We start from the raw sequence: 12,500 nt of genomic DNA, 5'->3' as shown, positions 1-12,500 counted from the left end.
TTTGTAAAATTGCTGTGGTTCCCTCTGCTTAAATATTTAGCAATAGAACAATTTTAACCCCAAAAAATGAATCGGAAACACAGAAGATATCTCAAAAGAATCAAACAGCGAGGATACCTATTATTAGTGATAGATAGAACCCAGTGGAAAGAAATCTGATGATGGTCAGTCTGGTATGTGGTAGACGAGCTCTGCCAGTATATTGGCATTTGCTAGGAAAAAAAGGGAACAGTAATTTGGGGCAGCAAAAGGCTTGAGTAACTCCAGTACTGAAGTTACTCAAGCCTAATCCAGTAATCGTGATTGGGTATCGAGAATATCACAGTGTTAATCTAGCCGAATGGCTAATACCAAATCCGGTTTAATAAGACTATATTCAAAACAATTAAAGTCCTTACCTATACTTGATTTGAGGATTTAAGTAATTTACCTATAATAATCGGATTTGGTATAACCCACAAAGGTGTGGACTTTGCTTTAATATAAAAACGCAGTACTCATATTCAGGAAAATGGGCAAGATTATCAGGCGTTAAAAACTTTAGATTTTCAGCCAGGAATGGAACAGTTTTTTGAATGAATTAACTGCACGCCAAAACATCAGCAATGGTAGTTTTAATATAGCATTGCGATGGCGGCGTAAATATCGGGGAAAAGGGTTCAGTGAACCTTGGTATATTCTCACCAGTTTAAATTCCTTAAGTCTAACTCTTTTCTGTTACCAAGCTTGCTTGTGAATTGAAGGGATGTTCAAAGATTGCAAAACTGGGGGATATAATCTTGAGCAAACTAAGGTTAATGACACTCGTTTTATCCTGAGGGGGTGACATGAGCCCTGAAAAGATTATTAGATAAAGCTTTGAAGCCAGTTATCTTAGCAAAGATCAACTCACGAATTGACCCTACTTTGATGTTCTGGAAGCTCAAACCCTGATAACTACGTCCAAGGTCAGTCCAAAACACCATGTATCTTTTTGTAACATATCGGCTGAACGTATTACCCAGTAAGGATTTCAGTTTGCATATCACCCCCTCAGCGTTTTATCGCGTTAGTTTTACTGATTGCTATTACCTATAGCTTAGCAACTTTCCTGGGTCAAACTCTTAAATATAAAGGAGTAATACAGTATATTTGCCGTCTCAAATAATTCAAACGTTATTCAGAAAGACATAGTGATTTTTGGATAGGTTTATATGGAAAGTTATGGGTAGTATCGATGGAAAATTAGTCAGATTTAGCCCTGAATCTCATGGTAATCAAACCCCAAAAGCGCTGGTTTGATTGCCAAGAAATAAGAGCTTTTTCCTTGATCTATTCTACGGTCTAGCTTTGTTTTCACCCAGTGAAGTCTTATCCATATAAAAATAAAAGTTTTAGGATATAAATCAATGATTGACAATCGTAGGGTACAAAATCCAAATACAAAACCTTTTGATGCTATTGTAGCAATTGATGCCACATTTGCTACAACAAATTTTAATGGTGTGGGTAGTGGTATTGTCATTGCTCCATCCCATATATTAACCGCTGGGCATGTAGTTTATAACAATGCCATACCTCAAAATGCACGAGTATTATTAAGCACCGATGTTGCTACTCTAGCAAATCCTCGTATTAACTATGTTACTAATGCAGCTGGTAATCTTGTATCGAATAATACGCCAGTCCCTGCCAACATAAATGTGACCGCAGCACCACTGTTTCCTCTGAATTTCCCTACGAACACGGGAAACTTTAGTACAGACATTGCTTTACTTACCACCCAAACACCTTTGACTACGGAGCAAAATTCCTTTGGTATGGTGGTGTTCCTAGATCCTGAAGATATAGATGGTGCTCCCATTACTACTGCTGGCTATCCTGCCACATTTTCAGATGGGACTCAAGATTCACGCACAGATGATAATACTGGACGGACACTTTATTCGGCTAAGGGTAAGGTTCATGATGTTATTGGAAAAGATACTCGGATCTCTTATACCGAGGATGTAGATACTCAAGGTGGACAGAGTGGAAGTGGTGTTTGGTATGACGGTGATTTGTTTGGAGAAAATGCACAATTAGTTGCAGCAATTCACACTCTAGGAGTAAACAACGTTTTTTCAAATACTGATGGTACAAATAGTGGAGTATTAATTTCAAAAGAAATTTATGACTCAATTATTGGCCAAATAGAAGCTGATTCTGGAACTGCCAACGCTAATGCTCTTCCAGAAAACACAATTGTTGGAAGTGAACCTGGATTTTTTTCTTTTATAACTGGCAGTGGCGACGATAATATTGTTGGCTCTTATCGCAAAGAGCGTATCATTGGTCAAGGTGGAGACGATACTCTTATAGGTGGTGGTGCAAATGACCGCTTAGAAGGTGGTGATGGGGTTGACCAAGCACTCTTCTCTGACATCTTTACCAATTACGACTTTACTATTACTGACCCTTCTAACCCTGCATTTGAATTTAGTCACACTGATGGCACCCAGAGTGATGGTAAAGACACCACTAAAGATATTGAATTTGGGGTTTTTGAATTTGTTGATGTTATAGATAAAAATGGTAATCGAAATCCAGATGGACAGGATGATGACGGAAATTTGTTCTTTGTACCACTCCAAGTCGATCCTGACGACAACACAAAACTAAAAGATGGACCGAAAATCACCCCTGATGAAGATATTTTTGACAACGAGGGTAACAAAATTGGAACCATAACCGTTGAGTCACCAGCATGGATGTTTGACGGTGATGTCAACTACACCCTGACAATTGGTTCCGAGCAGGGAATTTTATTCAATTTTGCTTACATAATTGATACTTCAGGCAGCATGAGCGGAACACCGCTTGCAGAAACTAAAGCGGCTTACCAAGCATTAACTCAATCTTTGATTGATGATGGTATTGCTGGCAATAGTGAATTTGCAGTTGTGCCTTTCAATAGCTCTGCTTCACTCAATGCCCCACTAGATGCTGCTGGGGCAATTTCCACTATTAATGGTTTATCAGCTGGTGGTGGTACGAATTTCGGTCCGGCTTTGACTCAAGCACAAAATTTCTTTACTTCTCCTGCTCGTAATAATAATGCAACTAATATTGCTTACTTCTTATCAGATGGTTTTGGTTTTGGGGCAAATACTAACCTACAATCTGTAGCTGAAGTTCGTGCTTTTGGTATTGGAAATGCAGACTTGTCAAGCTTAAATATTATTGATTCTGATAATGCTGTTCTGCTTGCAAATCCTGCTGATCTAGTTACGGAATTTAATGCAGCAACTGTAGATAGAGATACCATCGAACGTATTGACGTTAAATTAGCTGGTAAGGTAGTTGATACAATTACTCCAGATCAACTGATTGAAGATACTCTGGGCTTAAAATTTGAGGGTACTATTGATGGACTGGAAGTCACCAGGGAAGCAGAAAATGAGATTACTTTTGATGTCGTGTTTAATAATGGTAATCCTACCGCTTCTTTAGACTATAAAATTACTACAGGTCAGGAACAGCTCAAAGATAAAACGGATGATGGAACCAAGGAAGTTATTATATTCAGTGTCAATCAAGCTGACTTTACTGATGCAGAAAATCAGTCAATCAATAAAGAAATTATCGGAAACGATCTAGATAATACCATTGAAGTTCAAAGCGGTGAAAATACCATCTTTGGTAATGGAGGTAATGACCGTTTTATTCTCTCAGGTGGTATTAACCTAGTAGATGGTGGTGAAGGGATCGATACTGTGGAGATTGACAAAACCCAAGGGGAAGCTGGAGGAGTTTCTAAAACTGGGAATATTGTCAATATTGGAACCGACAACACCTTGCTCAATGTGGAATTTATCGAGTTTAGTGATGTCCGATTAGCAGTTGATACACTGAGTGTGTCACCAATTCTATCTTTAGCCAACAAAGCCATCTTGATTGATGAAGGAGATTCCGGTTCAACCGTTGCTACTTTTAGTATTAACCTATCTAGTGTCACAACCGAAGATGTAGTAATCAATTTTGCTACCCGGTCAAATGACGCTAATGCCGGAGTTGATTTTACTGAGACTACAGGTCAGTTAACAATCTCTGCTGGGGAAAGTTCAGGCGAGATTGCTGTAGAAGTTCTAGGTGACACTGATATTGAGGGTGACGAAGCTGTTTTTCTTGATCTAAATGTGGTTTCTGGTGGGACATTTGCTAATGGAGCAATGACAGAAATTGCTGGGGTTAATATATTGGATAATGATAGTAGGATTACTTTACCATTTACTGGCTTGCCAGTAGTATCTGAAGGGAATCCCGGAGAAAATTCAAATGAACTTATTTTAACCCTCGAACGTTTTGGTGGTTTAAATGGAAGCGATACAATTGAAGTTGAAATTGTCTCTGCTGGTGATAATCCTGCTCAAGCATCTGATTTCGTCGATGGATTCTTTACTCGCCAAGTCACCTTTGCCCCTGGTGAGGATACAAAAACAATTGATATTGCCATTACTGGAGACCAGAAAATTGAAGATGATGAAACATTCGGAGTTAGGCTCAAAAGTGTTTCAGGGTCTGCGTTAGTTCCAACTGAGGATATATTATTTACAATCCTCGATGAGGATGATGATAATAAGGCTAATTTGACTAGTGTTAGCGGTATCAGGAAGCAGCAAGATGAAGATAATGTAATTATATTTGCGGCTGCTGACTTTATTAACGCTTTCAACGACGCAGATGGCGATTCCCTAAGTAAAATTCAAATTACTTCTCTGCCTGAGAATGGCACCCTAAAGCTTGGCGACACAGCAGTTACTTTAGGTCAGGAAATTGAAGTCGCAGAACTAAGCAATCTTACTTTTACCCCAGTAACAGATTTTACGGGCAATACCAGTTTTGGTTGGAATGGTTCAGACGGGACAATATATGCTGACCAACCAGCCAAAGTAGAACTCAATATTCAGCCTTTATTCCGTTTGAGCCAAAGCGATGGCATATTTCAGCCCAACAAGTCTGCCAGCGCTCAAATTCAAGTACGTTGGTTACAAAGTCCCACCCGAAATTATGAGTTTGGCTTTATTCCCGTAGATGATGCCAATGGTGGATTAGACACCGATGGCGATGGAATCATCGATATTAACCCGGATGACCCAAATTACCAAACAGCAGCTTTGAACCGCAAGCAGGCGATTTTCAATGGGAATCAGAGCAATTCTAATAATGTCCTCACCCGTGAAAATGCCCAAGGGGACTTTATAGTTTCCGAAGGACAATCAATTACTCAACTACAATCAGCTACTTTGATAACTGGCTTCAATATTTTTTACCTCAGTGATGACACTCAGACTACCTTCTCTACAGATAACAACAGCCAGAACCTAGGGGTTAGTGAAGGGACGGGCTATAACCAACTCCAGTTTACAGATAGTCAAGGGGAAGCAGTCAGTTTTGAACTCAGTCCTACACCAGTTCTAGTTACTCCCGGTAACTCAACCAACCGGGTGCAGGCAGAAATTAGTCTCTCTCGAATAGCAGATTTTGAAAACACCATTGGGCTTTATGCAGTAGACAACCTCACCGGTGGAATTGACATCAATGGCGATCGCATTATTGACTTTAAACCTGGCGATATAGGCTATTCCCAAGCTGCTGTTGAGCGTGCTGTTACCTTCTCTGCTCCTAGCAATGGTGGTACTAGTTCCACAACTGTGGACTTGCAGGGAGGACAGGTGTTAGGGCTATTTTTGATTGCCGATGCCGATGTCAACAATTTTCTCTCTCAAAATCCTGACAACAAAGTGGATGGTGGACCATTAGCTTACTTCTCTTTTACGGAAGCTAACCCCGACAATAAAATTCACGTAATGCAGCTAGGGAGTGGCGATACTAATATCTTTGGATTTGAGGATCAGTTCTCAGGAGGAGACCAGGACTTTAACGATATCATTGCATCAGTAACTTACCAAAATTTTATTTAAGTATTACAATAGTTACAAATAGCACTATGCAGAGAGCGAAAAATTTTGGGTGATGAATTAGGCTAGGGTGTGTTTTCAAACTATAACTACAACAAAATTAATGCGATTTCTAACATAGGTGTATAATTTATAGCAAGTTTTTCGTATCGGGTGGCGATCGCATTACCAAAGAATTGGAAGATGTGGGTAGACAATATGCGGTCGATATTCCCGACCGCAACCAGGTATATTATTTTAAACACATCACCGTGATGGGAGAATTCTTCCATCACGCCAAGACGTTGATCACTTACCGTGGCCAGTCGGCTTCGGCACCCAAATGGGACTACGAGCCATCCAGCGAATCCTGCGGCTAGTGGATGACCTTGGAGCCCTTACCAAATAAAAACTTGGATCGAAATCCTCCAGGGACTTCAACGCCAGACCTAGAAATCGTGATCCCGGCTTCTACGCGAGATATGTATTTTGCACACGTGTCAAACACCCCTTAGCCGATTGGCTGTGACACCCATTTGGGTTAACCTCTTTTTGTCGCTAACCCAAATGGCGTAATGCTGTTGAACTAAGCCGGAGAGTTACCCCTCCGACTCGTCTGCAAAAAGGAGCGTGAATCTTTCGACTCACTCCGCTCCTCGGTAACACAGCCCAAGTCATGAGTACCAGTAGTCACCCGAATCAGAATATTTTTTCTGGTTTTCTCGTGATGACAGTGTCGATGTAGGAGTTGTAGATTATCCCTTCGATTCGTTTCCCCTAAAGATTTAGGAAGGATATTGTCGAGTTCTATGTAAAAATGAAATACCTTTAATGGGCGTTATTGGTACTTCAGTTCACCTCTTTCCGCAGTAGCGTCATACTTACAAGAAAAACATGACCATATACATTGGTTTTCGCAATCTTTATGTATGTCATGACTTTTGATTTTTGGTATCAGCTAGCCTTTGAGTTAGCTAATGATTCTCTTTACAAATCAGCTCTTAAACAGCTAGTGTCTAAAAGATTGATCAGATTTTACAGCTAGAGCCTGTCGTCAAAACTATGAGTTGGGATAAAAAGTGGGTAGACTTCCTGATAATTGTTATCAGGAAGTCAAGTGGCCGTGTGGAGCGTGGCCACTTATCTGTTTAGATCTCCATTAGGTGTTTTGCCACAACGCAACTGATCAGCTTGATCGGATTAAGGCGCTGTAACGAGGGTGACAGGGGGAGGATTCCATGCACCAGTTAGCACCTCCAGTTTAGGCGAATATAGTCTCAACATGAGTTGAAACTCACTTGTAGGTGCTGGGAGCCAGTTGGATTGTTTGAGTTTGCCTGGATAGCTGTGCTGGATATAGAGATCGAGCGAACCGTCACTGTTGTAATTCAGGGAATTGCGATCACCGATAGCGTAACGCTTAATCGCATTATCGACAAACAACCCACTGGAATCATACATCGTCAGAGACCAGAACCCATTAACTGGCAATGAACCATCATCAAAGTGCAACACATAGTTATTGTTGCCATCATAGGGTGTCCCCTCTGCATCAGAAGCTGATAGGGGATAAATCGCATCTTCCGGCACGTTATATCCTAACCCGTGCAAACCACCCAGATTAGCCCGACGTAAGTATGAGGTGCCATAGGTACCTATAAATTCACGAGAAATTTCCCAACCATTGTAGTTTGACTTCGTTGCGCTTGTTTCGCTAAAGATCAACGCCTGACCCTGATCCACGGCAGACTCAAGTTTAGCCTGGATATCGGGGTCAAGGGCTGCAAAATTAAAGTCTTCTCCCACAACAATACCAATTTCTGAAAGCTGTTGCACCAAGTTCCAGTCCATCCTATGGGGAGGATTGTGCTTCAGCACCTCTGCAAACAAAGTAAAGTAGGTCTCGGCATCCATTGCGTTTACCACAACGTCCGGCTCGATATTTATATCACAGGTTTCTTCTCGTAGTACACCTAGGGGCTGAACAACGGCAGGCCATTGGCTAAGGGGAGTTAGCGTATACTGATTTTGAATAGCCCAGACATTTTTATAGTCTAGTACACCGTTGGTTAGGGTGCGTCCAATAATGAAACTTTGGTTAGTGGGAATGGGGATGGGTCGCAGATCACTAGGTAAGTTGCCCTCCCAATCGGGACCGACAAAGGCGAAGTTACCTGCCTCGTTGCCCGTTGTGCGTGTTCCAGGAGATGCTACCGAATCAGTCCACATATCCAATATCTGCATCATATAATACCGATTAGTGTCTGGAACAGAGAGCACTATTGGCTCTTGGGACACATCTAACCAGGCCGAAGAATACAAGGTATCGACGTTTGAATAGGAAGTAAGTTGAAAGGCTGGATTGGGAAAAGTCCGTACATGGAGAAACTGGTTCATTGGAGGACACTGAGCGATCCGAGCAGTGTCCTTGGTTGTCTTCTGACGGGTGACTTCCATCAGCAATGCCGGATAGGCATATATATAAGCTTGAACAGCAATCTCGGCAGCTTGATCTCCAGGTTGATCCGCAGGGCGGTCAATTTGAGCCATTGCTGGTGGAATTAGAGTACTGAAGAAGGTGATGGCGATCGTCAAGACCACAACCAACCTCGAAATACAGTTCCAAATCATTGGTAAATTTCCTCAAAGCGATTGAATCACAAGGTTTGGGCGACGTCCCACAATAGGATTCGAGTTGTTTTGGGACAGGCTGTACAACTGTTACTTACTGGACTTTAAATTTTTGGTATTACTTATTCCTCAAGTAAAATTTTAGGGTAAATTAGACCTCTTGAAAAAGTTTTGGTAGTGCCTATGCGGAAGTGTGGGTAGGGTAAGATGAATATTGTCCAAAAATAGTCGTATGGATCATGGAATGCCCTCTGTGCGGTCATCATAAGACCCATCAACAGGTCAAAACTAGTAAGGGAGCCGTGCGATACTACTGTCCCGAATGCCTACAAACTTTCACCGAAACGTTTGATACTCTTTACTATCGCCGACAGCAATTTATTTGGCGTCGGTCTGGGAGCTTCCTGAGGCCACAGTAAGGTTGGTGGTTAGCTATTTCAATTGGATTTGGGTTCATACTCGCAAAGGCAATACGGCAGTAGAAAGGGCTGGGGAACACTTACACCCCAGGGAGTTGGAACGACTTGATTACTTATCCCACACTTTGCTGATGCACTACCCGTCAAAGGTTGTCACCGGGAATAGAGAACCTCGCAACAATCTGTTACAAATGATCTCTCGTTATTTTTCACAAGTGGCCAAAAATAACAAAAAACGCTTGTATTACCTTGAAGGGGGATTATCGGAATTTAAGGTAGAATGTCCAGGCGAAAATATCTGGAATGGGCTTGCATGTCTACCACAGTATCCCGCGTGGATATAAACTATAATGAAGTAGCTGATTTCGCTCAACTATTTACTGGGCAAGCTTTTTATCCTTTTTGATCCACTCCAGTTAGCAAAAATTAGCGAACGGTGAGTGCTAAGGCTGCCTGGATCAAAGGTTTATACAATTGTTCGCTTAGCGTGGCCTTTTGGCCATGGATGTTAATCCGGACAAAATGGCAGCCAACGCTGCATCCGACGCTGTTTGCTTTGGGGATATTGGCCGAACCATGGGACGAACGGGAATCCAACGGGTCTTGCTTCACCTCCCCTGTCTGGATCAGGGCAGACAGCATCCATAAACAGGTCGTCAGGTGGGTCAGATGTGCCCACTTACAGGGTTGACCTATCCAGGTCTTCAACGCATTATAGATTCAGGAGTTTTTTTCACAGCATTCCTATGGTAAGAGTGGTTTATGTCCGAACGAATGCTGGCTCCCAATCACGCTTTGTCAAGTCTGGCAACTCCTTTACAGATAAAGAGTTGAGCACTTTTGACTTCACTTTTTGTCAGTCAACCAGGTGCCTAACTCAACGGGCGATTTTCAACTTGAGTCTTACAAAACTGAGATGCACTCTGTCAAAAGCCTTTTAGTGGAACTTTAGATTTTGTGGGAAAAAAGAAAAGTTTTACATCGATATGCACAAGCCGTGACCCAAAATGAGTTCTATTTATAGTTTGTATTATTGCAGTGAGGCTGAGTCGGAAATGATTCAGGCTGAATCATTGAAATTTATAACGGGTGAGGGAATCGAAGGAGATCGGTATTTCCTTGGCAAGGGTACATTCTCCAGTGAATTGTCGGGAACTCCTGATTATCAAGTCACATTAATTGAATCAGAAGAGATCGATAAATTTAATAGTGATAATGGATTGAATCTCACCTATGGCTCATTTCGCCGAAATGTCATAACTCAAGGAATCAAATTGAATCCCTTGATAGGGAAAAAATTTTTAATCGGTGATGTTGTACTTGAGGGTATTAGGTATTGTGAACCTTGCTCTCATCTGGCTAAATTCCTTGGCCAAGAAGTCCTGTCTCAAATGGTAGGTCGCTGTGGCTTAAGGGCAAAAATCATTTCAGGTGGTGTTGCTACATCAGGTCAAGAGATAAAAGTTGTTGAGAAATAAGGGCGATCGCGCCTCTTCCTTCATAAGGTTGGCGGTGATTATATGTTTATTCATCTTGATGGTTAGTTTTACACACTTTGACCCTATGTGATTAACCAGATATATTCTCCTCGCTATGGAACTTATTTGAGTTGATCAAATTCCTTCTCACTAATCCCTAACTGCTTAAGTATTTCTCGAAATAACCAACTTCCAATCTCAGCATTCCCATGAACAGGAATAGTGGTTGACCGTTTCTTGATGCAGTCGCTCATGGGGGGAACCCCCAAGACCGCGCTGCATCGCTCCATCCGGATGCTTCCAACGGGCATGACTTCCTTTTTGACGAACTTTCTGAAACCCTAATTGTTTAGCCACTTATTCTTACGGTTTTAGCTAAAGCTTGCCTGAAAAACAGTTACCTCGACATCATCAGGGAAAATTTTGCCTTCTTCGAGGTATTCTTCTTGAATCATCTCAAAAACAGGATTTAATTCACACAGAGCTGCCTCAGGAGTTTCTCCCCAGGCATGACATCCTTTAATCGCTGGAATATAGGCGACAAAAGTTCCGTTGTCATCGGGACGTAAAATAATTTTATAGTCCTTTAATGATTTCATTATATCGGCTAATGTTGACTTCTTTTGAATTTTATCTAGGCAGGTTCGCCTAGGGCTAGGATTTTCCACTCCTTGTGGTTTCTAGATCCTGTCTTCTTGTTGGATTTGTTCAAGGGACAGTTTTTTAATTTTTTATATGAGTCGATTTTCGCTTAGTGGTATTTGCTATCATCATTAATTACGTTTCTTTGATTAGATTTTTTGACTTAGTATAACACGATCGCCTTTGGCGGCTGCTTTGCAGCATCGCACAAGCGCGGAAGCTGAGACCTTGGCCTTTCGGCCACGCTACGCGAATGGCCACGCTTTGGGAACGCTTCATCGCCTTTGGCGGCTGCTTTGCAGCATCGCACTTACAATTAAAGAGAAAATCTTAATGCCAAAGAGACGGGGCATAACTCTTTGAAGCAATTTAAACCTACAACCGATCAATCTCATCCATACTCAACCCTGTATATTGGGCAATATCCTGAGCAGGTAACCCTGCGGCCTTCATCTGCTTAGCAATCTGCTGTTTTTCTTCCTGTCTACCTTCTGCTTTACCTTGTTGTCTACCTTGTTGTCTACCTTCTGCTCTACCTTCTGCTCTACCTTGTTTGATACCTTGTTTGATACCTTGTTTGATACCTTGTTCTATACCTTGTTCCAAGGTTTCATCAATCAAGGTTTGGGTAACATTGTACATATCCCGGTAGACCTTCAGGCTATCCTGATATAGCGCTTGCTCCCTAGATGAAAAATTGGCAATCTCTGCCACATCAAATAGCTGGGCAAACACATCCTCTTGCAACGGTAATGGGGGTTCATTCAACTGGGCTAGGTGTTTTAATAAAAATAACCACTTGTCAAAATGGGACTCCAACTCATCAACAGACTTGGTAAATTTCGGTAGCTCAACATAAATAAACTTAAGCTTATCGTAGAACACTTCACAGTGCTGATTTTTCAACTCCACCACATGTAGCAGTTCCGACTCATGCTTGTGGTCATCAAATACAAAATCTAAAATGCCAACCGTATAAACTGCTGTAAGCTCATAGTTCCAAAATCCCTGTTCAGCCTGTTCTTGGATCGGGAAAGTAGAATAATAGACACTTCTATCCTTAAACAAATTTTGCTTAGCCTTCTGCATTTCTACGATGAACCGTTCACCAGTCTCGCTCTGACAATAAATATCAAAAATAGCCCTTCGATCCACTAAAGTATTGCCCAAAAACTCTGGATTCTTAAAAGTGACATCCTTCAGGTGATGATGGGGAGGCAACAGAGTATTCAAGAAGTCGATCAGCAGTGCCTTGTTTGGCTCAGTGCCAAAGACACGTTTAAAGCCGAAATCCGTGAGCAGGTCTATGTATTTATCTGGCAACGGGAAAACCATATCAAAATGCTTTTATGGCTGATAGGGAGTAGGAACCCACCCCTAACCCCTCCCAGGAGGGGAAGGGAGTAGGGAGT

At 41.7% G+C, this 12,500-nt stretch carries 8 protein-coding genes and 2 pseudogenes; 3 read left to right on the top strand and 7 right to left on the bottom strand.

Features of this window, described 5'->3' with window-relative positions:
• Positions 1-1,388 precede the first annotated feature (1,388 nt).
• The gene (locus AC4II3_RS07485; RefSeq protein ID WP_488010216.1) at positions 1,389-5,942 is read left to right on the top strand and encodes a Calx-beta domain-containing protein; all 4,554 of its coding nucleotides are present in this window, start codon (positions 1,389-1,391) and stop codon (positions 5,940-5,942) included.
• An 86-nt stretch (positions 5,943-6,028) separates the two neighbouring features.
• Here the strand turns inward: AC4II3_RS07485 and AC4II3_RS07480 are convergent, their stop codons facing one another.
• The 3 genes from AC4II3_RS07480 to AC4II3_RS07470 all read right to left on the bottom strand — a co-directional run bounded on the left by AC4II3_RS07480 (position 6,029) and on the right by AC4II3_RS07470 (position 8,549).
• On the bottom strand, positions 6,029-6,211 hold the full coding sequence (locus tag AC4II3_RS07480) for a hypothetical protein (RefSeq protein ID WP_488010215.1): 183 nt from the start codon (positions 6,209-6,211) through the stop codon (positions 6,029-6,031).
• 293 nt (positions 6,212-6,504) lie between these two features.
• Positions 6,505-6,729, bottom strand: a complete 225-nt coding sequence (locus AC4II3_RS07475; RefSeq protein ID WP_488010222.1) for an HNH endonuclease — start codon at positions 6,727-6,729, stop codon at positions 6,505-6,507.
• Between the two features lie 389 nt (positions 6,730-7,118).
• Positions 7,119-8,549, bottom strand: a complete 1,431-nt coding sequence (locus AC4II3_RS07470) for a DUF1254 domain-containing protein (RefSeq protein ID WP_488010214.1) — start codon at positions 8,547-8,549, stop codon at positions 7,119-7,121.
• 239 nt (positions 8,550-8,788) lie between these two features.
• Between AC4II3_RS07470 and AC4II3_RS07465 the strand changes: the two are divergent.
• A pseudogene (locus AC4II3_RS07465) lies at positions 8,789-8,923 on the top strand (IS1/IS1595 family N-terminal zinc-binding domain-containing protein); the annotation flags it as partial.
• A 471-nt stretch (positions 8,924-9,394) separates the two neighbouring features.
• Here AC4II3_RS07465 and AC4II3_RS07460 read toward each other — a convergent pair.
• Positions 9,395-9,676 (bottom strand): hypothetical protein, encoded by a 282-nt coding sequence (locus AC4II3_RS07460; RefSeq protein WP_488010213.1) that lies wholly within the window; start codon positions 9,674-9,676, stop codon positions 9,395-9,397.
• A 299-nt stretch (positions 9,677-9,975) separates the two neighbouring features.
• Here AC4II3_RS07460 and AC4II3_RS07455 point away from each other — a divergent pair, with 299 nt between their 5' ends.
• Positions 9,976-10,446 (top strand): MOSC domain-containing protein, encoded by a 471-nt coding sequence (locus AC4II3_RS07455; protein WP_488010212.1) that lies wholly within the window; start codon positions 9,976-9,978, stop codon positions 10,444-10,446.
• 122 nt (positions 10,447-10,568) lie between these two features.
• On the opposite strand, the pseudogene AC4II3_RS07450 reads toward AC4II3_RS07455, so the two are convergent.
• The 3 genes and pseudogenes from AC4II3_RS07450 to AC4II3_RS07440 all read right to left on the bottom strand — a co-directional run bounded on the left by AC4II3_RS07450 (position 10,569) and on the right by AC4II3_RS07440 (position 12,423).
• A pseudogene (locus tag AC4II3_RS07450) lies at positions 10,569-10,803 on the bottom strand (type II toxin-antitoxin system HicA family toxin).
• A gap of 14 nt (positions 10,804-10,817) precedes the next feature.
• Positions 10,818-11,045 carry a type II toxin-antitoxin system HicB family antitoxin gene (locus AC4II3_RS07445; RefSeq protein WP_488010211.1) on the bottom strand — a complete coding sequence of 76 codons (228 nt, stop codon included), beginning with the start codon at positions 11,043-11,045 and terminating at the stop codon, positions 10,818-10,820.
• Between the two features lie 418 nt (positions 11,046-11,463).
• On the bottom strand, positions 11,464-12,423 hold the full coding sequence (locus AC4II3_RS07440; RefSeq protein WP_488010210.1) for an Rpn family recombination-promoting nuclease/putative transposase: 960 nt from the start codon (positions 12,421-12,423) through the stop codon (positions 11,464-11,466).
• Between the last annotated feature and the right edge of the window lie 77 nt (positions 12,424-12,500).

The organism is Moorena sp. (assembly GCF_982860115.1).
The sequence above is the reverse complement of the archived record's forward strand: the minus strand, read 5'-3'. Positions and strand labels throughout refer to the sequence as shown.

Excerpts from the sequence above, each read along its gene's own strand:
- AC4II3_RS07485 (WP_488010216.1), top strand. The coding sequence starts at position 1,389 with ATGATTGACAATCGTAGGGTACAAAATCCAAATACAAAACCTTTTGAT.
- AC4II3_RS07480 (WP_488010215.1), bottom strand. The coding sequence starts at position 6,211 with ATGGAAGAATTCTCCCATCACGGTGATGTGTTTAAAATAATATACCTG.
- AC4II3_RS07470 (WP_488010214.1), bottom strand. The coding sequence starts at position 8,549 with ATGATTTGGAACTGTATTTCGAGGTTGGTTGTGGTCTTGACGATCGCC.
- AC4II3_RS07455 (WP_488010212.1), top strand. The coding sequence starts at position 9,976 with ATGAGTTCTATTTATAGTTTGTATTATTGCAGTGAGGCTGAGTCGGAA.
- AC4II3_RS07445 (WP_488010211.1), bottom strand. The coding sequence starts at position 11,045 with ATGAAATCATTAAAGGACTATAAAATTATTTTACGTCCCGATGACAAC.
- AC4II3_RS07440 (WP_488010210.1), bottom strand. The coding sequence starts at position 12,423 with ATGGTTTTCCCGTTGCCAGATAAATACATAGACCTGCTCACGGATTTC.